Annotated in this window: 23 protein-coding genes; 14 read left to right on the forward strand and 9 right to left on the reverse strand. The window is 66.1% G+C overall.

All coding sequences use genetic code 11. The annotated features are described in order from the left end of the window. Positions 1-23 precede the first annotated feature (23 nt). The 4 genes from RMCB_RS15820 to RMCB_RS15835 are packed head-to-tail and all read left to right on the forward strand — an operon-like array spanning position 24 to position 3,632. Positions 24-1,409, forward strand: coding sequence for a glutamine synthetase family protein (locus tag RMCB_RS15820; RefSeq protein WP_062829483.1), 1,386 nt, complete (start codon positions 24-26; stop codon positions 1,407-1,409). Then, entirely contained in the window at positions 1,406-2,113 is a 708-nt protein-coding gene (locus RMCB_RS15825) for an ABC transporter substrate-binding protein (protein ID WP_062829484.1), read from the forward strand. Before RMCB_RS15820 ends, RMCB_RS15825 begins: the two co-directional genes overlap by 4 nt. Then, on the forward strand, positions 2,110-2,823 hold the full coding sequence (locus tag RMCB_RS15830) for a gamma-glutamyl-gamma-aminobutyrate hydrolase family protein (protein WP_062829485.1): 714 nt from the start codon (positions 2,110-2,112) through the stop codon (positions 2,821-2,823). Before RMCB_RS15825 ends, RMCB_RS15830 begins: the two co-directional genes overlap by 4 nt. Continuing rightward, positions 2,820-3,632, forward strand: coding sequence for a gamma-glutamyl-gamma-aminobutyrate hydrolase family protein (locus RMCB_RS15835; protein WP_062829486.1), 813 nt, complete (start codon positions 2,820-2,822; stop codon positions 3,630-3,632). The genes RMCB_RS15830 and RMCB_RS15835 overlap by 4 nt, the downstream gene beginning before the upstream one ends. 38 nt (positions 3,633-3,670) lie before the next feature. On the opposite strand, the gene RMCB_RS15840 is transcribed toward RMCB_RS15835, so the two are convergent. The 4 genes from RMCB_RS15840 to RMCB_RS15855 all read right to left on the reverse strand — a co-directional run bounded on the left by RMCB_RS15840 (position 3,671) and on the right by RMCB_RS15855 (position 7,954). Further along, positions 3,671-5,035 carry an aldehyde dehydrogenase family protein gene (locus RMCB_RS15840; RefSeq protein ID WP_062829487.1) on the reverse strand — a complete coding sequence of 455 codons (1,365 nt, stop codon included), beginning with the start codon at positions 5,033-5,035 and terminating at the stop codon, positions 3,671-3,673. Positions 5,036-5,073: 38 nt separating this feature from the next. Next, positions 5,074-6,165 carry a phenylacetate--CoA ligase family protein gene (locus RMCB_RS15845; RefSeq protein WP_062829488.1) on the reverse strand — a complete coding sequence of 364 codons (1,092 nt, stop codon included), beginning with the start codon at positions 6,163-6,165 and terminating at the stop codon, positions 5,074-5,076. A gap of 62 nt (positions 6,166-6,227) precedes the next feature. Continuing rightward, complete coding sequence (locus RMCB_RS15850) at positions 6,228-7,280, reverse strand: polyprenyl synthetase family protein (RefSeq protein WP_062829489.1); 1,053 nt, start codon at positions 7,278-7,280, stop codon at positions 6,228-6,230. Then, positions 7,277-7,954: a hypothetical protein gene (locus RMCB_RS15855; protein WP_062829490.1), complete on the reverse strand. Its 678-nt coding sequence runs from the start codon at positions 7,952-7,954 to the stop codon at positions 7,277-7,279. Before RMCB_RS15855 ends, RMCB_RS15850 begins: the two co-directional genes overlap by 4 nt. Positions 7,955-8,033: 79 nt before the next feature. On the opposite strand from RMCB_RS15855, the gene RMCB_RS15860 reads away from it, so the two are divergent. From RMCB_RS15860 to RMCB_RS15880, 5 genes are read left to right on the forward strand one after another with little or no spacing between them, the layout of a single operon-like run. Beyond that, entirely contained in the window at positions 8,034-9,173 is a 1,140-nt protein-coding gene (locus RMCB_RS15860) for a hypothetical protein (RefSeq protein ID WP_062829491.1), read from the forward strand. A gap of 8 nt (positions 9,174-9,181) precedes the next feature. After that, a complete protein-coding gene (locus tag RMCB_RS15865; protein ID WP_029368974.1) occupies positions 9,182-9,457 on the forward strand; it encodes a hypothetical protein in 276 nt (91 codons plus the stop codon). After that, entirely contained in the window at positions 9,457-10,191 is a 735-nt protein-coding gene (locus RMCB_RS15870; RefSeq protein ID WP_029368975.1) for a hypothetical protein, read from the forward strand. Before RMCB_RS15865 ends, RMCB_RS15870 begins: the two co-directional genes overlap by 1 nt. After that, on the forward strand, positions 10,188-13,391 hold the full coding sequence (locus RMCB_RS15875; RefSeq protein ID WP_062829492.1) for an ATP-binding protein: 3,204 nt from the start codon (positions 10,188-10,190) through the stop codon (positions 13,389-13,391). Before RMCB_RS15870 ends, RMCB_RS15875 begins: the two co-directional genes overlap by 4 nt. Then, a complete protein-coding gene (locus tag RMCB_RS15880) occupies positions 13,388-15,412 on the forward strand; it encodes an FAD-dependent oxidoreductase (RefSeq protein WP_062829493.1) in 2,025 nt (674 codons plus the stop codon). Before RMCB_RS15875 ends, RMCB_RS15880 begins: the two co-directional genes overlap by 4 nt. Before the next feature lie 33 nt (positions 15,413-15,445). Here the strand turns inward: RMCB_RS15880 and RMCB_RS15885 are convergent, their stop codons facing one another. From RMCB_RS15885 to RMCB_RS15895, 3 genes are all read right to left on the reverse strand, one after another. Beyond that, positions 15,446-16,171, reverse strand: coding sequence for a hypothetical protein (locus RMCB_RS15885; RefSeq protein WP_131805539.1), 726 nt, complete (start codon positions 16,169-16,171; stop codon positions 15,446-15,448). 73 nt (positions 16,172-16,244) lie between these two features. Beyond that, a complete protein-coding gene (locus RMCB_RS15890; RefSeq protein ID WP_234792127.1) occupies positions 16,245-17,192 on the reverse strand; it encodes a methyltransferase domain-containing protein in 948 nt (315 codons plus the stop codon). Between the two features lie 21 nt (positions 17,193-17,213). Further along, entirely contained in the window at positions 17,214-18,002 is a 789-nt protein-coding gene (locus tag RMCB_RS15895) for a dienelactone hydrolase family protein (RefSeq protein WP_264028865.1), read from the reverse strand. Positions 18,003-18,148: 146 nt separating this feature from the next. Here RMCB_RS15895 and RMCB_RS15900 point away from each other — a divergent pair, with 146 nt between their 5' ends. Further along, positions 18,149-18,796 carry a TetR/AcrR family transcriptional regulator gene (locus tag RMCB_RS15900; protein WP_029368988.1) on the forward strand — a complete coding sequence of 216 codons (648 nt, stop codon included), beginning with the start codon at positions 18,149-18,151 and terminating at the stop codon, positions 18,794-18,796. Here the strand turns inward: RMCB_RS15900 and RMCB_RS15905 are convergent. Next, positions 18,793-20,175: a cytochrome P450 gene (locus RMCB_RS15905; RefSeq protein WP_051243677.1), complete on the reverse strand. Its 1,383-nt coding sequence runs from the start codon at positions 20,173-20,175 to the stop codon at positions 18,793-18,795. The two genes, RMCB_RS15900 and RMCB_RS15905, sit on opposite strands and share 4 nt — an antisense overlap. 64 nt (positions 20,176-20,239) lie before the next feature. Here RMCB_RS15905 and RMCB_RS15910 point away from each other — a divergent pair, with 64 nt between their 5' ends. From RMCB_RS15910 to RMCB_RS15925, 4 genes are all read left to right on the forward strand, one after another. Further along, positions 20,240-22,381 carry an Rv1355c family protein gene (locus RMCB_RS15910; RefSeq protein ID WP_062829497.1) on the forward strand — a complete coding sequence of 714 codons (2,142 nt, stop codon included), beginning with the start codon at positions 20,240-20,242 and terminating at the stop codon, positions 22,379-22,381. Between the two features lie 598 nt (positions 22,382-22,979). Continuing rightward, positions 22,980-23,288 carry a hypothetical protein gene (locus tag RMCB_RS15915; protein ID WP_131805540.1) on the forward strand — a complete coding sequence of 103 codons (309 nt, stop codon included), beginning with the start codon at positions 22,980-22,982 and terminating at the stop codon, positions 23,286-23,288. Positions 23,289-23,314: 26 nt separating this feature from the next. Beyond that, positions 23,315-23,749: a hypothetical protein gene (locus tag RMCB_RS15920; protein WP_029368995.1), complete on the forward strand. Its 435-nt coding sequence runs from the start codon at positions 23,315-23,317 to the stop codon at positions 23,747-23,749. A gap of 56 nt (positions 23,750-23,805) precedes the next feature. Further along, positions 23,806-24,480: a class I SAM-dependent methyltransferase gene (locus RMCB_RS15925; protein WP_062829499.1), complete on the forward strand. Its 675-nt coding sequence runs from the start codon at positions 23,806-23,808 to the stop codon at positions 24,478-24,480. A gap of 183 nt (positions 24,481-24,663) precedes the next feature. Here RMCB_RS15925 and RMCB_RS15930 read toward each other — a convergent pair whose 3' ends face one another. Beyond that, a complete protein-coding gene (locus RMCB_RS15930; RefSeq protein ID WP_062829500.1) occupies positions 24,664-25,962 on the reverse strand; it encodes a cytochrome P450 in 1,299 nt (432 codons plus the stop codon). Positions 25,963-25,969: the final 7 nt, after the last annotated feature.

Below are 25,969 nucleotides of genomic sequence, written 5' to 3' on the forward strand. Positions count from 1 at the left end.
CCTTTCCACAACGAGGTGATCCGATGACCACAACCCCACTGGACCTGCATCGCCAGGCCAACGCCATCAGTCCCGACCTTGCCGCCGCCCTCTCCACGATCGCCGACCGCGGAGTGGAACTCGTCTACTTCCAGGCGATCACCATCACAGGCCGCGTGGTCGGAAAGGTGGTGCCGGCAGGCCATTTCGAGCGGTTGGCGGTCAAAGGTGTGCAACAGCACCAGACCGCGGTCGCCAACCTGCAGGGCACCCGTGCGGGCGGGCTGCTGGCCGGCGGCGTCAACGCCCCCGAGTACACCGCAGTGCCAGACCTGGACACCTTCGCGGTTCTGCCGTGGGACACCAGCTTCGCGCGAGTGTTCTGCAGGCTCTACGAACCCGACCATCTCGCCGAGGGGGCCGGTGCCGAATTCGCCTGTGACACCCGGGGATTGCTGCACCGCATGCACGCAGGGTTCACCGACCGGACCGGCCTGGAGTTGCGCACCGGCTGCGAACCCGAGATGACATGGCAGGGTGAGGGACTCGAGGCGCACTTCCGGCCCGGGTCGAGCCCCGCGTACCACATCGAGCACCTCGAACGGAACCGCCCGATCGTCAAGAAGGTGATCGAGTACGCGCAGGCGCTCGGCCTGGACATGATCGAAGGCGACTACGAGGACGAGTTCCAGGTCGAACTCAACTTCATGTACGACCGGGCCGATCTCACCGCCGACCGGCTGACCACCTACCGCCAGATCTGCAAGCAGGTCGCGCGTGAACTGGGCATCCACGCCAGCTTCATGCCCAAACCGGCCACCGGCATGATGGGCAACGGCTGCCACCACAATTTCAGCCTCTGGCAGGGCGACGTCAACGTGCTCGCGGACCCCGAGATCGCCGAACTACACCTCACCGAGGTGGGCAAGCACGCGCTGGGCGGTCTGCTGGCCCACAGCGCCGGGGCCATGCTGGTCAACGGTTCGACCGTGAACTCGTATAAACGGTATTGGGACGCAGGGCAATTCGCTCCGTCACGGATCAACTGGGGCCTGGACAACAAGACCTGCACGGTACGGTTGTCGGCCAACGGGCGCCTCGAGTACAAGCTGCCCGACGCCAGCGTGAACCCCTACCTGTCCCACGCGATGATCCTGGCCGCGCTCGAGGACGGTATGAAGAACTCGATCGACCCGGGCCAACCGACCACGGGGTCGTCCTACGACACCCCGCAGGACACACGGTTCCCCGCACTGCCGCTGACCCTGGGCGAGGCCGTCGACGCGTTCCGCGCCGACGACGTGCTGACCCAGGCCTGCGGACCGAAATTGTCCGAACTGCTCATCGACTTCCATGCCGACGAGTGGGCTCGGTTCTGTGGATACGTCACTGATTGGGAGCGCACTATGTACTGGAATGACGCGCCGTGAGCGCACCGCTGCGGCTGGCCTGCCTCGACGCAGAAGCCCCGCCACTGTTTTCACTGTGGACACCCGAAAACGGCCGCACCGGTTACGAACCCGGTGTCGCCGAGGCCCTTGGCGCCGAACTGGGCCGGCCCGTCGAGTGGGTCCGAGTGCCATGGGTCGATATGATCCCCGCCGTGCAGCGCGGTGACGCCGACGCCGTGCTGTGTGGCCAGGGAATCACCGCCGAACGGCAGGCCCAGGTCGATTTCACCCGGCCGTACGCGATCTTCCACGAAGGCGTGCTGGTGCGACGCGGCGCAGGCATCCGCACCGCGGATGACCTGGTGGGCCGCAAGGTCGCCGCGATCGAGAACAGCACCAACATGGCGCTCGTCGAAACCTTCACCGGCGCAGTCCCGGTGGCGTTCGGTCCGGGATCCGACGATGTGTACGCCGACATGCTGGCCGCGCTGCTGAACAAAGACGTGGACGCGGTCGTCGATGACGACGTGGTGTTCGTCCCGCTCGGGACCACCCACCCCGACTACGAGCTCGCGTTCACCGTTCAGACCGCCAACAAGTGGGGCATCGCAGTGGCCAAGGACCGGCCCGACACGCTGGCCGAGATCGACGGAGCGCTCAGCCGTCTGATCGAATCGGGTCGCCTGCGCGATGTGTGGAAGGAGTGGCTGCCGACCCTCGACTACCCGTTCGGCGAGTCGTGAGCCGGCCTCTGGTGGCGGTAATCGGCCGTCGCGCCACGCACGTGCCCATCCTGCGGTTCTCGGCGACGCTGGCCGCCGAGGCCATCTGCGAAGCGGTGTGGTCGGCAGGGGGCGAACCCGTGGTCCTGCACGGGCCGGCGGGTGATCCCCTCGCCGAATTACCCACGCGGCTCGAATGTTTCGATGGCGTGCTGCTGCCCGGCGGAGCCGACATCGAACCCAGCCGCTACGGCGCCCAGCCCGCGCCCGAGACCACGGACACGGTGGCATTCCAGGACGATCTCGACCTCGCGGTCGCGCGAGCGGTGATCGATCTCGACCTGCCCACCCTGGCGATCTGCCGTGGCATGCAGGTGCTCAACGTGGCGTTGGGAGGCAGTCTCATCCAGCACGTGACCGAGAGCAATACCCAACACCGCAATGGGATTCACCCGGTGTCGGTCGTCACGGGCTCCGCGCTGCACGCCATCGTCGGTGCGGAGACCATCGACGTATCCTCCTATCATCACCAGGCGCTCGACCGCCTCGGCGCTGGTCTGACCGTCACCGCCGTGGCGGCCGACGGTGTCGTGGAGTCGGTCGAGCACGCCCGCGCCGGCGTCGTCGCCGTGCAATGGCATCCCGAGGACCGCCACGCCACGTCGGCAACCGACGCCGCACTGTTCACCGATCTCGTCGACCGCGCCCGCAAACGAAAGGAATCCAGATGACCGCTCGGGTCCGCCTGGCCGACGTCCTGCCGGTTCTTCCGGCCCCGCAGACGCCCCGCGCGCACGTGTGCGTGCTGGCCTCGCTCAACTTTCCCGGCATCACCCCCGAGGACGTCGGACTGATCCGCCGGTTCACCCGTCTGGCGCTGACGACGCTGATCGAGCTCGGCGCCACCTTCGAGCTGTGGGACACCACCGAGGCGCTCGACAACCCCTCGGGTGCCGGGGAATTCGACGGTCTGCTGTTGCTCGGCGGCGGCGACATCGACGGCTCGTGCTACGGGGTGAGCACGCCGAACCCCGCCGGCTACGGCATCGACGCGCGGGCCGATCACGATGCGTTCGCCGCCATCGAGGCTGCCGAAGCTGCGGATCGCCCGATTTTCGGTATCTGCCGCGGATCACAACTGCTCAACGTGGCCCGCGGTGGGACCATCGTGCCCGACATCGTCGACTACGCGCTGCACCACGGCCGTCCGGGCGAGCCGACGTTCGTCGACGAACCGATCGACATCGTCCCGGGCACTCGTTTGGCGTCCATCCTCGGTGCCGACCGGGTAATCGGGCGGTCCGGTCACCACCAGGCGGTCGACCGGGTCGGTACCGGACTCGTGGTGGCCGCGCGAGCGCTCGACGGAATCGTCGAAGGCATCGAGGATCCGGGCCGCTTCTACCTCGGCGTGCAGTGGCATCCCGAAGACGAGGACGGGCCCGCGGCCGATCGGCAACACCTGTTCGGCGCGTTCGTCGATGCGGCCGCGCGGTCCAGTCGCGTGCCCCATCCCGCGGAACTGCATTCCAGGTTGTAAAAGTCGCCGCTCAACCGCCGGGAATGCAGTTCCGCGGTTCAGTCGCGGATCATGCCCTTGTTCCGCATCAGGAAATCGGCAAAGAATCCGTCGTGTGGCATCTCGGGTGCGGCGTCGGAGGTGACGTGCTTGCCGGCGTAGACGTTGGCCACGGTCGGCTCGTCGAGCAGTGCGTCGACCACGTCCTCGTCGGTGGTGATCGCATTGACCACCAGCGAGTGCCGCAACGGGGCCACGCCGTCCTCGCGTGACCACGGTGCGATCCATACACACGGGAACGCCAATTCGGTGTTGAGCATGTCGACGTCGGGGCGCTCGAGCAGGTGCACCGCGGGACGCAGCGCAGCGGAGCCGTCGCCCAGATCCGCGACCACCTGATCGGCACCAAGCAGCGGTTCTGCGCCGCGGGATTTGGCCGCAAGGTATTCGGCGACGCGCCTCGCCGAGGCCATCGGTTGGATCGGCAGGATCGCACGCTCGTCGGATGCCGGCAGCGGCTCGATCGTCATGAGCCGCGCGGCTATCGCCTCGGCGAGTGCGCGGGGATCCCCTTCGTACAGAACAGCGGTGGCATTGGTGCACGCCATCCCGCCCTGCCCGCTGATCGAATCCACGATCGCATCGAGGTATGCGCGCCAATCCATGTCGGCGGTGATGAGGATCTTGGTGCGGCCCGGTCCGTTTGTCAGCACGGTCGGATCGCGCGCGTACTTGTCGACGACGTCCTGACCGCCGTACACGACGGCCAGATCGGCCGCGTCGACGATCTCGGCCGCACCGGCATGGTCGGTGGGCAGATACACCGCATCTTCGGTGCGAAAACCGGCCTGCCGCAACGCATTGATCAGGCGGTGCGCGGTGAAGGGCTCACGCCGCGATGGTCGAACCGCGACCCGGAAGCCGAGCGCAAGGGCCTGGGCCCATGACCCGTGCACCCCCGGACTGTTTCCCGACGCGTGCACGGCCAGCACGTCGCCACGTCGCGCCCACACTGCGCTCCCCCGCCGGGTGCGTTCGTCCCGCCAGTCGAGGACGGCCCCGACCGGGCGAGCCGGCGTTACCGCGTCGACGGCGCCGCGCACAGCCTCGGCGACACCATGGGCGCTCGTACGCGCGACGGCGACCGGCAGACCCGCCACCCGGCTCACCATCGCGACGTACCCCTCGAAATCCAGGCCGCCGAGCGGTGCCGTCTCGAAAATGTCGGCGGCGTCGGCCAAGGCGCGCTCCCGCCGAGCCACCGGCAACGGCGCCACCCGGCGCTGCGTCCGCACGGTGCGGCTGACGTACAGCGGTGGCACGATGCTCAACTCGGCCACCGGGGTGCCTGCCACGTCGGTGATCACCTCGCGGCTGCGCGTACGGTACTCACCGCCGGGCCCCAGGGCATCGACATAAAGCACTGGGCTGCTTGGTTTTTCGACGTTATCCGGTGTCACATTCAATAGACGCCCTCGATGGCGGGCTCGCCTTCGAAGGTGGCGACGGGAGCCACCTCGCTGACCGAATCACCGATCTGCCCTGCGGGCCCGGGCATGCGGATCGCGGTGTCTCGTTCGAGATTGTTCGGGATGAACGCGCCCTTGCTGATGTGGTTCATCACCACCTGACCACGGCGGCCGTACGGCACCTGCTCCCCCGTGTCGGGATCGATGACCCAGAACACGACGTACGGGGTGCGCGGGTCGAAGACGAACACGTCCCCGTCGACCCGGGTCGTGGCCTGCGACAGGATCATCGTGCTGCCGAAGGCCATGGCGAAAGCAGTCTCCGGGAAGATGTCGCGAAGCAGGTCGAGCGTGTCCAGGTCGACGTGCGCGCCGCTGAGGAGCACAAACCGGATCTTCCTGTTGACCATGTCGACCAAGGCATCGTCGCGGGCGATCGCCTCCAGCAGCGGTGGGCTGGTGTGCAGGTTCGCCACGTTCTGGGTCTGCAGGATGAAGCGGGCCTGCTCCAGGAGGTGTTCGACGTATGCCGACGCCTCCCCTGCGGCACCCCGCACAATGACCTTCTTCACCCATCGCGGGTCCATGTCGACCGGGAAGAACACCGAGCCCAGCCGCTCACTCACCGCACGCGAGAAGTGGCCGACGCCGTGCGGGCCGCCGGGCATCACGAACAGCAGACCTGAGCCGGCCACGAACCCGCCCGCCGTGAAGTCCTCGATCTGCCATCGGGTGACCTGCTCGACCCAATCAGGCAGCTGCGCTGTGCGTTTGGGGGCACCGGTGGTTCCGCCGGACTCGAATACCTTGGGCACCGGCGGCGGCGATCCGTAGCCGCGCGGGATGAGATCCTCGACCGGTGTGTTGCGCAGTTCGTTGACGAGATTCGGGAAGAGCCGCAGGTCGTCGAACCCACGCACGTCGGTCAGGGGATCGAACGACAGGGTCTGGGCCGCGCGCAGCCAGAACGGTGAGCCGGTGTGCGCCCCGAAGTGCCAGGCGATCGCGGCACGCAGATACGCCTCGGGATCGGGTGGTGGGTCAGGGCGGGGCACATCCAACAGCGAGAAATCAATCTCGGCCATACCGCAATCCTGGCGCAGTGACTACACAGGCGCAGCCGATCCGGTGGAGAGTCAGTGAACTCTCAGCGCCACCTTGCCCATACATAGGGCACGAGGGCACGCAGGAAGTCCAGGTCGGGGCCCGGCTGGGCATCGGCGAACGCCTGCTCGAAGTACTCCTCGGCGACCAGCAGGATGCCCTCGGCGAATTCGGCGGTGAATGCAATGCTGCCGTAATGGTCCATCATGGCGCGCACGGTGCGCACCATCTCGGGCGAGCGTTGCTGCCGCGACAGGCTCAGGAACTGCCGCACCAAGGTCTTGTCCGCGGCGTCGGCCACGCTTATCAGGTGGACCAGCGGCAAGGTGCGCTTGCCTTCGTAGAGATCGCCGAGGATCTCCTTGCCGTACGTTTCCTCATCCCCGATGAGGTTGAGCAGGTCGTCGCGAATCTGAAACGCCGCTCCGAAGTGAAAGCCGAAGCGCACCAGCGGACCGAGTTCGACCGTGCCCCCGCTACCCACGATCGCCCCGACCCGCAGTGGATGGATCGTGGTGTACCAGCAGGTTTTGTGCATGATGAGGTTCAGGTAGTCCTCGGGGACCAGGTTGTCCACGGAGTCCAGCCGCCAGCCCACCTCGGTTGCTTGGCCTTCCAATGTACGCATGGCCATCGTGTCGAACTCGGCCCAGATCAGGTCGGCCAGGTCGCGGTCCAGGCGGCGCACGGCCTTTCGCAGTACCTGCCCGGCCACCACGGCCAGGCCGTCGCCGGCGTTGAGCGCTGCCGCGACTCCGTAGGCGGCCGACAACGTCGGCCTGCCCCGGCGCATCTCGCTACCGTCGGCGATATCGTCGTGCACCAGAAAAGCGTTGTGCAGCAATTCGATTGCCACCGCAAGCCCGAGCAGATCGTCGGCATCCGCGCCGAACGCGCGCCCCGCCGAGATGCACAGAGCCGGCCGCAGCGCCTTGCCGGGGCGCGCCGGATATTCCCGCATCGGCGTGTAAAGCCACTGTGCGGGTTCACCTTCGGGCAAGGCATCGAGCATCGACCGCCGCACCAGCTTGCCCACGCCGCGCAGTCTGTCCTCGACAACGGCGATCAACTCGTCGCGGTCGGTCACGCTGCTCATGGCGCGCTGCGTGTCACTGTCAGCGCAATCGGCAGCCAGACATCCGGATGCCCATCGGCGAGCAGGGTTCCGCGGTAGCACCCGGCCGTGGCCCCGCCGGGTACGTCGATTTCCATCGTCACGCCGCGGCTGGAGCGTGCGACCATCGGAACGGCGCCCGGGGTGAAGCGCACGCCGGCCGCGGGTATCGCCGACCCGTCGTGCGCCAACAGATCGCTGCACCGCAGCATCACGGTGCCGAGGTCCTCGGTTCCGCCGTTGTGCAGCCACACTTCGGTGCAGACGGATCCGGCCTCGGTCGCCTCAAGCAGAAGCGGGGCACCGGCACGTGAATTCCCCAAGTCCAGCGTCGCGGTGTCCGAGGGCGTGGCGGTCACCGAGCGCAGCGATCCGACTACTTGACCGAGCATCTTCTGCCAGGCTGCGACGACCTGGTCGACATCGGGCAGCGCGGTTGGTTGCCTTGCTTGCGTTGGCGTTTCGGCACTGTCGGCGCCCGATGCCGGGTCGGCGGGCCTGCTCATCCGGACGAAGCGGTCGACGATGCTGGACGCCGCGCGAAAGCCTCTGGCTTGAATCTCACCGAGCGCGCGGACGTTGACCGCCGGGTCGAATGCGGCTGCCCAGGGGATGTCGGACAGGGTGCCCTCGCCCTGCGGCCCGCCGTCGCTCATATGGTCGTTCCCTCGTGATTCGGCCAAATTGACACCTGTTACGCGTATGCTAAGGCCGCATTCGACCGGAGGGCCGCTGATGTCGAAACTTCAATCGCAGCTTGCCCTATTCGGAGCTATCGACCAAGAAGTTGTCAACGCAAAGACCCGCCTGCGCGCAGGAGCCACCGGACGGGATGCCGACATCGACTCGGCCGTCATCGACATGGTCGGACGGTTCCTCCCCGGTTCGACGGGGTTCGGCCAGTCGGGCTGGTACCAGGAGCTGCAAGTTCTCGTCCAGACCCAGGCCACCCATTCGTCTGACAGCGCGGGGTTCACCTTTCCCGACCTGCGCACCGCGGTCGACGACCTCGCGGAACGCCACGACGAGGAGGAGACCGACGACCGCGACCCGATCCTGGCCAGGGCCACCTACGCAGCCATCGTCCTCGACAAGATCTACCGCCTCATCGGACCGCCCGAGGGTATCTCGCCACTGACCGTGCTGGACCGGACGTTGGCCGGCTGGACGGACGAGCCGATCGGCGACCTGACGTTCCAACTGGAATCACAGATCGACGAGATCAACAGCCGTGAGGACTGGGTCATGCGCGCCGAGATGTTCGTCGGCGGTCCGTTCGCTCGCGCGTCGAAGCCCTGTTTCGGCGCGCTGCGCAAGGTGGACGGGAAGTACTGCGCGTACATCACCACCGACGACACCGCCGACGATCTGAGCGTGGACGACGTCGCCAAGATCGTCGACCCGATCAACTGGCACAACTGCTGCAGCTTCTTCTGCGAGATGCAAAACCAGAATCCTCAGTTCAGCGACGGCTGGAGCAGGCTGGTCGAACGAATCAGCGGCGAGTGCCAGAAGTACTACCTCGACACGGCCCTGATCTTCTGGAAACAGCAGCTGCCCGACGGTTCCCTCTACATCAACTACGACCTGGACAGCGACCGCCAGCACGACAGCATGTACGTCGATGTCGACAGCGGCTACATCTGGGTATCCCCGTTGCAGCCCAAGGGTGTTCGGATCCGCACCTCGAAGTTGGAGCGCGTCAACGGGTTGAGCCCCACCGCGACCGCGGCGCTGGCCTGCCTGATGGGCTGGGGCACGGTCGCGTCGGAGATGCTCGCCGGGACGGCGCGCTCACACATGCAGAACCCCAACAAGCCGCCGGCGATGCTGCCGTTGCTGCTGTCCCCCAACAACTCCTCCGCCTACCAATAGGGGGCCACGTGAACCCGGAAAAGCCCAAGCTGCCACCGAATTTCGCCGACACCGTCAATGACACGGCGATGCTCACCAAGGACGCCATCGACCGCGCCAGCGGTGTCCTGGGCGACGCCGTCAAACGATGGATGGACGGGCTGGCCCGCTCAGACGTCGACGCCGTCACCCGCAACATCGGGACCCAGCTCAACGAGTTCTGGCTGAAGGTTTACGACACCGCCGAGGAGAACGTGACCCCGCCGCCCGCCGGACAAGGCAACCCTCCGGGAGGCGGCATCTGATGGACGATCCCAACGATATCGCCGCGGCCTTCGCGGCCACCGCGGACAACGTCGTCGAGCAAGCGCGCGCGGAGGCGGTCGACGCATTCAGCAAGATCAACAATCCCGCCCAGAACGCACCGGCGTACACCGCCGGGGACGCCCTCAAGACCATGAGCGCGCTGGCCAAGATCGCACTCACCGGCAGCATCGAGATGGCCCAGACAGCGCTGGACGTCCGCCCCAACCCCGGAGTACTGATCCTGGCGGATTACGTCAGCACCGTGCTGAGTCAAGGGGTGCAGCAAGCTGCCGATGTCGCCACGAACGCGGCCACGCTGATCGACCAGAACGCCTACGGCAAGGACCAGTGGGTGGAGTCGGCGATCAAGCTGACCACCATCGCGTATCTGCGCGGTTCGGAGATCTTCCAGACGGTGGCCGCCGGGCCTGCGCAATTCGCCGACCCCGTCGTCAAAGAGACCTTCACGCTGGCAGACGCCGACGTCGACCCCACCAAGGACCGCACGCTGACGTTGACCACTCTGCAGCTCGGCGGGCCGAACACCACCAAACCGGTCGCCGGCTGGCGTGTCAGTTTCGAACCCGTCAACGCCGTGCTTCCAGCCGGGGCAAACCAGTTCACTCTCGTCGTGAGCGGTGCCGGGCTGGCGAGCGGCCTCTACGTCGGCAAGGTGGAGCTGACGGGCGGATCCGTCGCCGACGTCACGGTGGACGTGGCAATCAACCTGTGAGCCAGGACGATCCAACCGGCGTCGACGAGTTGCTCGACCGCGCCCTCAAAGCTGCCGCCGAAGGAGACCGCGCGACCGCGCAGCTGCTCGCCGGCCAGGTGCTCGCCGTGGACCGCGACAACGCCGACGCCGAACACCTGCTGACCGCCCCCGAGGGGTCAGGTGAAATCCGCCGTCTGACAATTGCTTTCGTCGACCTCGTCGACTCGACGGAACTGTCGACGCGGATCGAACCCGAGACCTACCGGGCGCTCGTCGGCCGCTACCGCGACGACGTGCTTCGCATCGTGGAAGCGTACGGAGGGCACGTCGGCTCCACGAAGGGCGACGGCCTGCTGGCGCTGTTCGGCCACCCCGACGCCCACGAGGACGACGTGGTGCGCGCGGTGCAGGCCGGCCTCGACATCACGCGCGAGGTCGCGGCGCTCAGTGCGCGGGTGCGTCGGCAGCTGGGTTTCGACATCTCCGTGCGGGTGGGTGTCCACCGCGGCGTCGTCTACCTCGACCGGGACCAGGACGACGTGTATGGGCTGGCGGCAAACCTCGCCGCGCGGATCAACAGCATCGCCGCACCGGGCACCGTCGCGGTGTCCGACACGATCGAACCGCTGATCGCCGACCGGTTCGAACTGACGCCGAACCCGGCACAGCACGTGAAGGGCGTCGCCGACCCGGTCAACTCCTATCGTGTCGACGCCGAACGCGACGTGGCAGTTCCGACGACCGGACCGCTTGTCGGTCGCGGCACCGAAACCGAATACCTGCAGCGCAGCTGGCAGGCTGCGCGGGAAGGCGCCCTGGGCAAGCCCGGCGTGGCACTGATCGGCGACGCCGGAATCGGCAAGAGCCGGCTCGCGTGGTGGGCTGTGGCGCTGGCCGAGCAGTGCGGTGCGGCGGTCCTGCAGCTGCATGGTTCGCCGTTCCACACCGATGTCGGGCTGCGTCCGATCCGTCGTCTACTGGAACGGCGCTGTGGCATCGGCACCGGATCCGATGCCGCGCAGCGCTTGTCGCTGCTGACCGACGAGATCGCCGGGCACGGCCTTGACCCCGCGGCGATGGTGCCCCTGCTCGCGCCGATCCTGGGTATCGAGCCCACCGCCGGGTATCAGCCGGTGACCTCGGAGGGTCGGCGCCTCTTCGAGCAGATCGAGAACGCGGTCCGGCGGTATCTGCTCGCCTGCCTGCGCGGCGACGAGCCTGCGCTGCTGCTGGTCGAGGATCTGCATTGGTTCGACGAGGACACCGCAGAGGTCGTGGCGTCGCTGGTGCGCGAAGACCTGGGTGGGCGAGTGCTGATCGTCATGACCAGCCGCGAGCCCGTGACCGCCGACGCGTCGCGCACGCAGACCTTCGAGCTGGGGCCGCTCTCCGGCGATGAGGCCGACGAGCTCATCGTGGCGTTGTTCCCGGCCGCGAGCGACGAGGACCGCGCGGCGGTACGACACCGGTGCGACGGCGTCCCGCTCTACATCGAAGAAGTGGTGGCCAAACTGCGGGCCCAGCCGGGTGATCGGTTCAATTCGGCGGGTGTGCCCGACACGCTGTACGAAGCGCTGTTCGCGCGGCTGCAATCCAGCACGGATGCCCTGCCGGTTGTCGAGGCGGCCGCCATCATCGGCAGCCGCGTCGAGCGCGCGGTGCTGGCCTCGGTCATCGACCTCGGCGCGGCCGCGTTGGACTCCGTGATCGCCGAACTCCTCGAGGCCCGGGTGCTCGACCCATTGGGGCCCGACAGCTGGCGCTTCCGCCACGAACTGCTCCGCGAGTTGGCCGCCGAGATATCGCCTCCCAGCTCACAACGCCGCCTGCACAGCCGCATCGCGGATACGTTGATCTCCACTGCGGCCGTCGGCAACCCGGACTGGCCGCTGATCGCCCGCCATTACGAACGTGCGGAGCGCTTCGCCGAGGCCGCAGGCAGCTATTCGCAGGCCGCGGCCAACGCACGACAGCGTGGCGCGCTGCGAGAAGCGCTGACCTACCTGACCTACGCCGTCTCCGCGGTCGAGCGGTCGGCGCCGGGACCCGACCACGACCGCCTCGAAATCGGTCTGCGTCTGGGCCGGGCCCTGCTCGCCCAAGCCGCCGAGGGTGTGTTCAGCGCCAACGCCGCCGCCGACTTCGAACGGTGTCTCGCGTTGTGCAGCAGTGACTTACAAGATGACGACCTGCTGTCGACGGTGATGTCGCTCTACCCGTACTACACGATGAAAGCCGACATCGCACGAGCGCAGCGGCTGGTGGAATCCATCCGCGGGAGCCTGACCGGTCCACGGGAGGCGTTCCTGCCGGTCAACGACTTCGCATTCGGCATGCTGGCCTGGTACCGCGGCGAATTCGACTCGGCACGAACCCAAATGGAACTGGCCGCCGCGGCGTTGACGCCCGCGGGCACCCGCGCGCTCGACGCGCTGCTGTTCATGCCCAACGACCCCGCCGCAGGCCTGTACACACATCTGGCCTTGACCCGATGCTTCGACGGCGACCTTGCCGGCGTGGAGGCCGAACTGCGCCGGGCCGAAAACCGTTGTGCAGAACTACCGTTCCCCAAGGGCGCGTTCAGCCTGGCCTACACCCGCCAGATCGAGGTGGTGATCCGCATCGAAGCCGGCGATCTGCAGCGGGCGGCCACCGTCGCTGTCGATCTCGCGACCATCGGTGAGGCCCACGGCTTCGACTCGTGGGCGCTGGTCGGTCAGGCGCAGTCCGCCACCGTCGGCGCACTCAGCGCGCTGGCCACATACGACGGTGACCCCGCGGTGTTGGCGCCACACATCGAGATGCTGACCTCCTTCGTCGAAGGCTGGCGAGCCGTCGGGGTCATCGCACTGATCACGTTCTACGACGCGATCCTGGCTCGGCTGCTGGTGGCGGCGGGCGAGCCCGACCGTGCCCGCGCCCGTCTGCGGACCGGGCTTGATCTCGCCGCATCGACCGGCATGCGCTTCTACGACGCCGAGCTGCTGCGGCTCGGCGCCGCGACGAGCGATGACCCCCAACAGCGTCGTCGCGATCTGGAATCAGCCATCGCCACCGCACGCGCTCAGGACGCCCGGATCTTCGAACTGCGCTCTGCCCTGGACTATTTCGCGCTGGACCCGGCGGCGGGCCGAGAACTGCTCACCACGGCGCTGGCGCACTTCCCCACCGACAGTGCGTGGCCGGACGTAACCCGCGCGCGGGCGATGCTCGGGTGAGGCGCCCGGGCGGCAAGATCGCGATCTTGGGAGGCGGCGTCGCGGGGCTCACCGCTGCCTGGCGGTTGAGTGAGCCGGGCTGGCAGAACCGGTTCGAGTCGATCACGGTGTATCAGCGGGGCTGGCGGCTGGGCGGTAAAGGGGCGTCCAGCCGTGGAGTGCACGGCCGCATCGAGGAACACGGCCTGCACGTGTGGCTGGGCTCCTACGAGAACGCCTTCGCGCTGCTGCGCGAGTGCTATGCCGAACTCGACAGGGACGCAACCGATCCCACCGTGCCGATTCGCACATGGCGCGACGCGCTGATCCCGGCAGACAATCCGGCGCTGGCAGAGGAGTGGGGCGGCGGCTGGCAGATGTGGTTCGGCACCCACCCGGTGACTCCCGGCCTGCCGGGAGACCCGCAGGGCACCGGCAGGGAGCTCAGCGCAGCCGCCTTCGTCACCCAGGCACTGCAGCTGGCCATGGCGTTCGTCGACTCGTTGCGCGACACGGGGCCCGGCACGCTGGTGCTCTCCCCCTCGCCGCAACGTCCTGTGGCTTCATCTGTGGGCCTTGCGACCGTGGTGGCCCGGGCTCTCACAGCGGCCACATTGGCAGTGGCCGACCACACCCTGCGTCCGGATACCGCTGTCGCCGTGCTCAATCCGGCGCTCGAGGCCATCGCCGAGTCGATCGACCGGGAGAACCGCTTGGACCATCGGCGGCTGTGGGTGCTGCTGTCGTTGGTGACTGCCGTGGTGCGCGGGATCCTCGCCGACCATCTGATCACGCATCCGAACGGATTCCGCGCGATCAACGACGAAGAGTTCAGCGCCTGGGTGGTGCGCCACGGCGGGCATCCCGACGCGGTGCAGTCACCTCTGGTGCGCGGGTTGTACGACCTGGTGTTCGGCTACCGTGACGCCGATCCCGACCAACCGGCCGTCGGTGCGGGGGTGATGACGTTCCTGCTCGGCCAGGTTCTCTTCGGCTACAAGGGATCTCTGTTCTGGAAGATGACGGCCGGGATGGGCGACGTCGTCATCGCCCCGCTGTACCAGGCCCTGCGGCGGCGCGGCGTCGTGTTCGAGTTCTTCCACCGCCTCGACGCACTGCACCTCGACGCGCGCCGCCAGTACGTGGAGGCGATCACGATGGGCCGCCAAGTCGCCCTCGCCGACGGCGTGGAACATTACGATCCGTTGATCACCGTCCGCGGCCTTCCGGTGTTTCCGGCCGAGCCGCGAGCCGAGCAACTTGTCGGTGGTGGCGCCCACGATCTGGAATCCCACTTCGGCAAGCGTGACGACGCCGAGAAGCGGGTGCTGCGGCGCGGCGTCGACTTCGACCACGCTGTGCTCGCCGTATCGCTGGGGATGGTGCCGACAGTGGCCGGCGAGTTGCTCCGCGACCGCGCCGAGTGGCGCGAGATGACCAGCCACGTCCTCACCGTCGCCACGCAAGGCATGCAGCTGTGGCTGCGGCCCGACGAGAAGACACTGGGTTGGGAGCGTCCCGGCGCCACGGTCACGGCCTACCGGCGTCCCTTCGAGACGTTTGCCTCGATGCCGCACACGCTCTGGGCCGAAGACTGGCCCTCCGACGACCGGCCCCGTTCAGTGGCGTACTTCTGCGGCAGCCTGCGGGCACCGTGGCCGTGTGACTCCGCTTGCCATACAGAATCTTTGACTCAGCGGGCCCGTGCGGATGCGACCGAATTCGTCGACCGTCAGCTCGGCGCCTACTTCCCCAACGCTGTGCGGGACGGTCGGTTTCTCCGGCAGCTGGTCAAGTCCGAGTACCTCAGCGTGAACATCGATCCGTCAGACCGCTACGTGCAGTCGGTGCCCGGCTCGGACAAATACCGCCTGCGGCCCGACGAAAGCGGTTACGACAACCTCGCCCTGGCCGGCGACTGGACCGACACCGGTATCAACGCGGGCTGCATCGAGGCCGCCGTGGTCTCGGGACTGCAGGCCGCCAATGCGGTCGCCGGGCGTGGGCGCTATCACCGCATCCGGGGTTATTACATGCCGTGAGAGCCTCTGGCTCGGACTGGCGGCCTTGCAGGCTTACCGCACCGCCCGCATGCGAAGCCGGAGCAGGCGCTTGTTGGCCTCGTCGGCAGCCTTGCTGTCCTGCAGGATCAGGCGCATCAAGCGCGCGCGGGCTTTCGGATTGAACGGTTCGTCTTGCAAGTCATCGCAGGCGACCTTCAACTCGCGGGCGAATCTGTGCACCAGTGCCAGATCGGCGTCGGCGGTAGGGGATGGGGCACATTCCCGGCCCTGCTGCTGGCTCCTTGAGACCGTGGATGTGCTTGGCATCCGACGAATCATCGAATGCTCTGCCCCGTTAGCGGCATTCATCACCAACAAGGCGAACAGGTCGGCCTCATATTCCTGCTCATCCCCATAGTCTTTGCTGCCCATGACGGTGGACACCAATTCCGGAGCAAGGTCGGGTAGCCTACGACGCCACGCCGACTCAACACGCACGTCGCGACTTTGCGCCCGACCGCCGCTGTGGTGCCCCAGGATCATGTGCCCAATTTGGTGGTACACGGCCTGGTCTACTCGGAAGTCTGAGGCCCCTTGCTCATAGAGGATCACATCGCCGTCTTCGCTGGCCAACCACAGACCGCACAGACTGTGTACCACCAACCCTGGCTGGGTCGCCACCAGCGTTATCGGCCGGCCGCGCATGTCAGCGATGCACTGCACGAACGCCTCCCGATCCCACAAAGGGGGCCTTGGCAGCGTGCGCACCAGTTCGAGCATGTCCTTGTCAGACAACATCATTGACGTGTGCCCACTGGCCGGGCAGCGATCCGGGACTGATACATGGCGCTCCTTAGATGGTGCTCGACATCTATCGACTCTTGATGTGCGCGGACACGATGAACAGGGACACAGAGCCGAAAAACTGACCTTCCATAAGGCCATCAAGCCAGCGCCGGGTACGCGCGGCGGGCAGGAACCCTTCTGCCACAGCGTGATTGCAGACGTCGCGAAAGCCGAGAACTCTGTCAGCCTCGACCGCGTCGGTCCAGTGTGCCGTCACCGGATAGATGGCGTCGACGCTGAATCCTGCTTCGTCGAGCAGCCTCGGCAATGCCCTGCCGATCGTGGCATTGCGAATGACCTGCGCGACGACATGTTGGGTGTAGCAGTTACTGAAGGTTACGTCGTGGTGATCGATGACCAGCGTTGCCCAGTCCGGCTCCACACAGACGATCCGGCCTTCGGGATTCAGGGTCCGGGCAGCTTCGGCGAGCACAGTGGCCGGCGAATTCACATGCTGCAGCACGCGGTCGATATGGACTCGGTCGACCGTGCCGGCTTCCAGGGGAAGTTGATGAATGTCGGCCTTGGCGGTTGACACCGTCCGCAGGTGATTCGTGTACTGGGCGGCATGCGCCAGCAGAGTCTGGTCGTGATCGATGCCGATCACCTTGCCTGTGCGGCCGGCGCAATCGGCATAACCGGGAAGATCCACGCCCGCACCGCATCCGAGGTCGACGACCACGGCTCCCTCTTGGATGTTCAGCAGAGACTTCGCGAACGCCTTATAGCTCTTTCCGGTAGCCGAGTTTGCGATGTTTCGCAGATAGTCGCTGGGTGGCGCCATGTCCAACCACGGCCGGAACTGAGGTTGTCTCGTCCGTGTCATCGTGCGCCTTTCATCGAGGAGGTACGACGGGGTTTCTTCTGCAGCACACTGTGTTTCGTCAGCTACGTGTACTGCTGTCAACCGCTCGTAGTCCAGGTCGATGGGTTCGGCGGTAGTCGTCTGGGCCATGTCAGCCGGAGCGAGCATGATCGTCACGGCAACAAGCGCTCAGTTGGGTGACGCATCGTTGGCTGGGTCCGGCTCGGAAAGCCCCGAGGCAGGTGTCTGAATCAGGTACTTCTCGAAGAAGGCGAATGTCCGCTGCCACGCGTCCTCGGCTTCGGGCGCCGAATAGGCGAATCCGGCCAGTGTTTCGACGATGGTGAACGGTGCTGGGATGCCCAACTTGTTCATGAAGCTGTGCCCGACGTTCGGGTATTCCTTGATGTCACGGTCGACGGAACCTTTGGCGAGGACTGCTTCCAATGCACTGGCCGAGCCCTGTTTGACGATGCGGTCTTTGGCGCCGTAGCTGGCGACGACAGGGCACGAGCTGGCGAGCGCATCAATGTTCTTGGGAGCCAAGCCGTATTGGGCCGCGGCCACGTCGAAGAGGCCGCGTGGGGACAACTGGAGGACGAAACCGGCGCCCATGCAGAATCCCATCAGCCCGATCCGGCCATTGCAGCGCGGGTCGTCGAGCAGGTAGCTGCGCGCGGCGGTGATGTCGTCGTAGGCATCGCCATCGCCGGCGAAATGTGCCCGGATGGTGGCGATCATGCACCTGGGCTTGAAACCTCGCCCATAGAGGTCCGGCGCTAGGGCGAGATACCCCTCGCCGGCGAGCCGCTCGCTGATACGCCGCAGATCGTTGGTCATTCCCCGCACGTCCTGCACGACCACTACTCCTGGCCAGGGGCCTTGGCCTGTGGGTACTGCGAGATACCCCGGCAGAGTGCCTGCTGGCGCGGGATATGAGATGTCCGGCAAGGCGCTACCCCCAGCTGCTCGGTGCACGCCCCCGTCTCGAAAGCCCGCAGCGGCGGCACAAGATCTATCCTGCTGTATAGCTATACCCGACTCCTGGATAGTTGTCCAATACATTTGGATAGTGCAGCCATCCAGACGTATAGCTTTACAATCGTGTTGTATTGTCGAGCCTCATGGAGGGCTCCGTTTTCGCGCTGCAGCCGGTCCCAATCCAGTTGACCAACGCAGACCGGATCCGGGACGCCGCGCTGCGCTGCTTCGCCGCACAAGGCATCAGCGGAACCACCATGCGCACCATCGCCGAAGCCGCAGGAGTGTCACATGGGCTGTTGCGACATCACTTTGGCAGCAAAGACGGCCTGATCGCCGCGGTCGACGACCATGTGCTGCGCGTCTTCAGTGAAGCCCTCGAATCCAACCCTTTACCGGTGCCCGCCGAGCCGACCAACGATTTCAGCTCTCTGGGCGGCCGCGTTTCCAAGCTCATCCATGACCATCCCGACGTCATCGACTACGTGGGTCACGCCCTGATCGAGGGCAACAACGTCGGCGCGGTGATCTTCGACGGGCTGCTCAAGATCAGCGTCAGACAGCGCGACACCTTCACCGCCGCAGGACTCACCCGGGATGACATTGACCCGGACTGGGCCGCGCTCAACCCGTTGATGCTGCGCTTGGGCCCGATCCTGTTGCGCTCACACATCGCCCGCCACATCGACGGCGCGTTCACCACGCCCGCCGAGTTGCAGCGGTGGGACGCCAGCGTCACCGCGCTGATCCGCCATGGTCAGTTCACGGCCGACCCCGCAGAGCACAGCTAGCGACGGGTAACGCTCGCCGGAATCGGGCCGCCCGGCACCATCGTGAACGGCACAGCCAACGGGAAATCGTCCTCCAACGAGGACAGCTCCACCCGACGGACAATCGAGCCCAACGCCAACGTCGCTTCCAGCATCGCGAAGTGATCACCAATGCAGGACCGAGGCCCACCACCGAAAGGCACGTACTGCCAGCGATCGAGTTTCTTCATGTTCTCCGGGGTGAATCGCTCAGGGTCGAACCGCAGCGGATCCTCCCACAGTGTCGGGTCACGCTGCACCGACATGCGACCGAACACCAACATGGTGCCCGCCTCAACCCGATACCCAGCGACCTCGACATCCTCGATCGCCATCCGCGTTCCGGTGGGCCCCGGCGGGCACAGCCGCAGGGCCTCCCGAAGAACTTGGACGGTGTACCCGAGCTGCTCGACGTCTCCAGGCGTCAAGAGGCGATCGCCGATCGCGGCGACCTCCGCATGTACGCGCTCTTGTACTTCGGGGTGGCGGCCCAGCTGCCACAACGCATACGTCAGCGTCGTAGCCGTCGTGTCATGGCCGGCGAACACGAAGATCACGAGCTCATCGCGAATCTCGTCGTCCGTCAAGGGCTGCCCGGTCTCCGGGTCACGCGCAGCGAGCAACGCCTGAACCAGGGGCGCATCCAACTCAGGATCAGCACGACACGCACGCACGATCTCGGCGGCCAACCCTCGGATGGTCGCCGCCGCCTCCCGGGATCGCCGCCGTCCCGGCGTCGGCAACCACGCCGGCGGCCGCAGAGGTTTCAGTGCCCGCCGCACCGCATAACTCGTCGCGACCCGCAACGGCTCGGCCACCACATCCGCCCGCTCATCCAGATCGAGACCCAACACCGAGCGGCCCAGAGCGCGCATCGTCAGCTGGCGCGCTTCGGCGTCCAAGCTGATTTGCGCGCCATCGGTCCACGAGGACACCACCATTTCTGTGGCCTCGGCCATGTGAGCGCCGAAAGAGTCCACCCGCTTCTTCGTGAAGACCGGTTGTATTGTTCGCCGCCGCGGTAGCCATTCCTGATGCGGCAACACAAATAAGTTCCCGCCGAGCAAACGACGAAGCTCCACACCCACCGCGCTTGTCTTGTCGATCGACCCGTCGCGGACGCTCACAATATCGCGAATACCTTGAGGTGAGGTCGCCAAAACGATCGGCGGCATCAGCCACCGCGGGCCAAGACTGAACCGGGTAACAGGTCCCCCGGCGTCCCGCAGGATGTCGGTCCCGGTGTGAAAGTTCCGCAAAGCGTCACGCCGTTGCTTGTACGGCAGCGGATTGATCGGGGCGAGCGGAAGATCCGCCACAGTTTGCTCACGCGCGGTATCGGTCACGCGCACACCTCCCATGCGTCGGACATAGTCTACGACGGAGGCCCTCGGCGCCCGGGTGCCGAATCAGCGAAGGAACAGCATGCAGACCCCTTACAGCGCACACGTTCTCGACCCAACCGAGCCTGGCGACAACGCCCTGCTCGACGAGCTCCGCGCTGACCCCGACATCGAGTTTCTCGACGCGCACGATGCCCAGCTGGCAAGCTTGCGCACACTTCGCCCGGCGCCGGCTGACGAGCTGCTGAGCGAAGGCCGACGATGGGCCTACTACCCGTGGCGGCGCGCAGTTGTCGCCGTGCTCGGCCCTCGTGGATTCCAAGCACTGCGGCTGGACCGCAATCGCAACAACATCACCGCGGCAGAGCAGACCACGCTGAGCAGCCTGACGATCGGTGTGGCTGGTCTCAGCGTCGGCCACGTCATCGCCCACACGCTGGCTGCCCAAGGGCTGTGCGGCAAACTACGCTTGGCCGACTTCGACCGTCTCGAACTGTCCAACCTCAACCGGGTGCCGGCCACCGTCTTCGACCTTGGGATCAACAAGGCCGTCGTCGCCGCTCGCAGAATCGCCGAGATCGACCCATACCTGCCCGTCGAGGTTCTCGACGCGGGCCTAAACGCCGAAACTCTCGACGAATTCGTCAGCGGCCTCGACATCGCGGTCGAAGAATGCGATTCACTCGACATCAAAGCACTACTGCGCATCGCCGCCCGTGACCGCCAGATCCCGGTACTCATGGCCACCAGCGACCGCGGCATCGTCGACGTCGAACGCTTCGACCGAGAGCCCGGGCGCCCCATCCTGCACGGATTGCTCGGGCAACTCGACATCGGCCTTCTCCCCGGCATGAGCAGCCGCGAGAAGATCCCCCACGTCCTGCGCCATCTGGAAGCCGAACGCCTGTCCCCGCGCACAGCCGCATCGCTCGTCGAGATCGACCGATCCCTGTCCACCTGGCCGCAGCTGGCTTCCGATGTGATCATCGGCGCGTCCGCGATCGCCGAAGCTGTCCGCCGAATTGGACTCGGCGAAGAGCTCAGATCCGGCCGCAGCCGCGTCGATGTGAACTGGGCACTGAACCAGATCCACGAGCCCGACATGAGAAACCGTTACGAGACAACGCTCGACGACGAGCCAACCACCCCGCAGTCCCTCGATGGCGGCCCGCTCGAACACCTCGCTACAGCCGCGATGCGCGCACCCTCCGGAGGCAACACCCAACCCTGGCAGATCACAATCGCGAAGGACGCCATCACGGTTGGGATCGACCCCGAATACACGTCGACTATGGACCTCAAGTTCCGGGGCAGCGCCGTCGCCCTGGGGGCAGCACTGTTGAACATCAAGATCGCTGCCGCCAAGCACCACGTACTCGGCCCCGTCACCATTGCCGACGGGGACAGCGTGCCGCTGGAGGCCACCATGCGCGTCAGCGACGGCAACGACCCTGCGCTCGCGCACCTCTACCAGTCCATGCTGGCGCGCGAATCCAACCGCCACCACGGCGTCCCCAAGCCACTCGACGCCACCACCATCACACACCTCGCCGACGCGGCCCAACAGCACGGCGCGCGCTTGCAGCTCGTCACGCAGCGAGACGACATCACCCAGGCGGCAACCATCCTCGCCGCAGCCGACCGCATAAGGTTCCTGACGCCGCACCTGCACCGGGAGATGATTTCCGAGCTCCGCTGGCCAGGCGATCCAGACCCCGACGCAGGCATCGATGTACGCAGCCTCGAATTCGATCCCGGCGAGATGGCAGTCCTTGATGTCCTTCGCCGCCCCGACGTCATGGCGCAACTAGCCGATTGGGACGCCGGCTCCGCGCTCGGCGACGACATGCGAGACCGCGTCCTGGCCAGCTCTGCTCTCGCCGTCGTCACGGTAACCGGAAATGATCTGCGCGCCTATGCCGTCGGCGGAGCGGCGGTCGAAGCCGTATGGATCACAGCTCAGCAGCACGGATTCGGAGTCCAGCCGGTGTCCCCGGTCTTCCTCTACGCGCACACCGACGCCGAACTCGAAGAGCTTTCTGCGCCTTTTGCGGCCGAATTAGGCGAATTGCAAAGGGAATTCAACGCTCTGACTCGGCTGCAAGCAGGCGAATCCATCGCCCTGGTCTTGCGGCTGGCCGTCGCGCCGCCCGCATCGCTACCGAGCCGACGCAGCATCAGTAGGGTTCGGACCAGTCCCCCACTCTCAAGAGAGCCGCGGTGACAAGCCGTATCGGCGCGCCAATCCTCCGAGCGACACCGCCTGGGTGACACGTCGGTCGGGCACGCCGTTCAATGTTCGCCTGTCACGACAACCAGGCGATCATCACCCGGAACCTGCCGGCTGACCTCGCCCCGATCACGGACCTCGTCAACCCTGTGCTGTGGCGACCTTCATGTACCTCGAATGCGTCGATGTCGTGAGTCGGCGCGTCATAGGCGGATCCAAAGCGGGATAAGCGTGATCGTGCCGCGTGACGACAGCGGCGTCGAATAATGGGGTGGCGGGGCCCTGCGTGAACGCGAGAGTTTGGCAAAGGCGTCTTCATGACCCCTTGATCCATTTGGGCGAGAGACGACCTGCGCAGGGTCTCGCCCGACGCCGCCGGCCAGTGGACATGCCAGGCAACCTTCAGCACGTACTGCAGAACAATGCGTGCCATACTGTATTAGCAGATGTCACGATCTGCTGATGACCCTAGCCTCTATGGGTATGGAAGACGGAACGTATAGGTATGGAAGACGGAACGTCTTGCAGCGATGAAGATGAGGTGCGCGCTGCCGCGCTCCACGCAGCGCGGCGAATTGCCAGCAACCGCATCATGAATCGTCTCACCGCAGCCGGCATGACGCTGCCAGGCGACGCCGAGGACATCACTTCGGTACTGCTCGCCGCGGATCCCGACAACCCTCAGTGGGTCGCGCTGTCGGCATACCGCCTCGACTGGTCACTAGGTGTGCTATCCCTCATATCCAACGCCCTTGTCGAACGCCGACGCCAGCGTATCCGCACACCCGACGTCGATGCGGTCGCGGCCGCCCTCGACGCCGGCGCGACGTGGAAACAGATCGGGGAGGCCATCGGTTCTACACCCGCCGTCGCTCACGGTCGATACCGTCCACGCCTCTGACCCACTCAAACGACCGAAAGGACGCAATGCATCCTGGAACACCTTCCTCGGTTCCGGTTCCACTGCTGGTGTACGCGGTCGGGATCCGTGTGGGCACCGAGTTCGAACCGTTGCACGCAAGCAAGGTCACGCTCCATCGCCGTGCGGCAGAGGCGGAGCTCGCCGAATCAGACGAGCAGTACGCGGTGCTCATCGAACAGAGGATTCTGCCGTGGGCTCCCGCAACCGACGAGCATCACACCGGGCTCTACGAATACACCGTCGCTTACCGCGACGGCGACCACTACACCCCATGGGGTCTTTCGTTCTCCACGGATCGCTCGGCCATAGAACTCGAGCTGGCCACCGTGCAGAGGGCCATCGCCGAGTCTCCTGTCGGCGGGCCGTTCGACGTGCTCATGCTTGAACGTCCGATCTTCCCGTGGTACATCGCACGCCCAAGAGCCATGCCGCTGAGCTGATTTGACGCTGTCTGAGCACCTCGCGCGGGACGCGATGGCCCGCTACGCTGCAGACCATGTCAGACGTCATGGATTGGGACGCCGCCTACCGCGGCCACATCTTCGCCGGCCCTCCCCCCTGGAATATCGGCAAACCCCAACCCACCATCGCCAACCTCATTGCCGCCGGCCAGGTCCACGACCCGGTTCTCGACGCGGGATGCGGCGTCGGCGATCTCACCCTCGCACTCGCTCAAGCCGGCCACGATGTCACCGGCATCGACATCTCCACCGAGGCCATCAACCACGCCGCCGAGCAAGCCACCAGCCGCGGGCTCACAGCCCGGTTCATTCAAGGTGATGCGCGCGACCTGGCCGCTCTCGGCCTGGGAGAACCCCAGTTCAGCACCGTCATCGACTGCACACTGTTCCACTCACTGCCCATTGACGCGCGCGACGACTACCTTCGGGGCACCTCCGCCGCAGCCAACCCGGGCGCCCACCTCTACCTTCTGGTGTTCACGACCGACTCGCTACCAACCGACTCGCCGTGCCCCGTGCCAAATCTGGTAACCGAGGCCGAAGTCCGCGACGCCGTCGCCAAGCACTGGACCGTCGACTCCATCGAGCCCTCCCACGTCGCAGTCCGGCTTCCCGACATTCCGAACCTCCCAAAGCACAACTTCCGCACCGACGAAGACGGTCTCACCTACCTGCCGGCCCTACTCCTCACCGCACATAAGACAGCGTGACCCACTCCGGCCACCGACGGCCGGAACCTGAGCCACGCACGCCCACTACAGCCCGCCGTGTCACCAGGCGGCGGCCAAAGTGGTCTGGGTTTGATCGCTGAGCAGGCTCGGTAGACCCATCGCGGTACCGCGTGCGGTGGGCGCCGTCGCGCCGACCGCGCAGGCTGTCGGCGCGACGGCGCCTCAGTGACGGCGTTTCAATCGAATATTGACCCGCGAGTGGTCGAGCGTGAGAGGGAGCGGTTGGTGCGGGTTGAGCTTGGCGCCGGTCGCCGTCGGGCTGCGCTCACCGAGTACCGCAGTCAACACGGCGACGCCGATTCGCAGCGCAACATCGGCGCCCGGACATGCTTGCGGGCCGTGACTGAAGAAGTTGAATGACCACGAGGATTGGGTGGGTTCTCGCGTCCACGCCGTGGGATTGAACTGGTCGGCCTCGGGGAAGCGGCTGGTGTCCCGGTGGTTGAAGGTGTTGACAATCATGACTTGTGTTCCCGCCGGCACGATCTCGCCTTCCCACTCGGTGGGCCCGGTGAGGGTTCGTGCCAAGGCAGGCGTGCTGGGCCAGAGGCGCATCGCGTCAGATAGGCAGCCTGCGAGGTAGCCGTGAGCGCCGTGTTCGTCGATTGCGCTCTGCGCGTGGAGGAGAACCTCGGCGTGCGTGGCCAGCAGCGCTAGACAACGCCAGAGATTGATGGCCAGGGTATCGCCCATCGCGAACATCCAGTGGATGACTTGATGGGTCGGGTAGGTGATGTCCGAGGCGGGTGCCGCGGCGAATTGTCCGACCAGGCTGTGTGCGTCCGCGGCTTGAACGTATTGATCGAGCGCGGTCAGGAAGGTCGTGAAGAGGCGGGGGTCTCCTTTGCCCGGCGGATTGGCCTTGGCCATCAGCGTCACGAGTTGTGCCGAGATTTGTTGGTCGTCAGCTGCGTTGTCGCCGAGAATGATTCGACGCGCGATCCGCTGCATTGTGCTGTGAAACCGTAGCCAGTCGAGGTTGTCGGGCATACCTCGGGCTTCCTCGTCAGCGACGCTGTCGCAGCGGTTCGCGATCGCCCCGCTCCCGGCGGTGTGTGCTAGGACGGCCTCGGTGAATCGCCGCCGATCGGACCAATGGTCGCCTCGGGAGATGGTCAGGGCATGCGGCTGGAACTTGTTCATGCCGGAGAGTTTGGGGTCGGGGTCGGACGCGAAAGGCTCTGGCGCGTGGGATAGTACGAAGTGGATCTGATCGGCGCCAAACACAAGCAGGGTGGGCTTGCCTGCCACGTTCACCCAGATCGGTCCATCGCCGTAGTGCCGATGCAGCGTGGTCAGCAGCTGGTGTGCGCGACGGGCGACACCGGCGAGGTCGAGCGCAGCGGTTACACCGGGCCGACGGCTGAAGAGCCCCTCGGCCAGATTGGGTAGCGCCACCAGCGTCGTGAAACGCAGGCTTTCGAGTGTGGTGGTGCGCGGGAGGGCGACTGTGCGGCTCATCAAATTT

It is taken from the genome of Mycolicibacterium brisbanense (assembly GCF_001570425.1).
Classification (GTDB): Bacteria; Actinomycetota; Actinomycetes; order Mycobacteriales; family Mycobacteriaceae; genus Mycobacterium; species Mycobacterium brisbanense.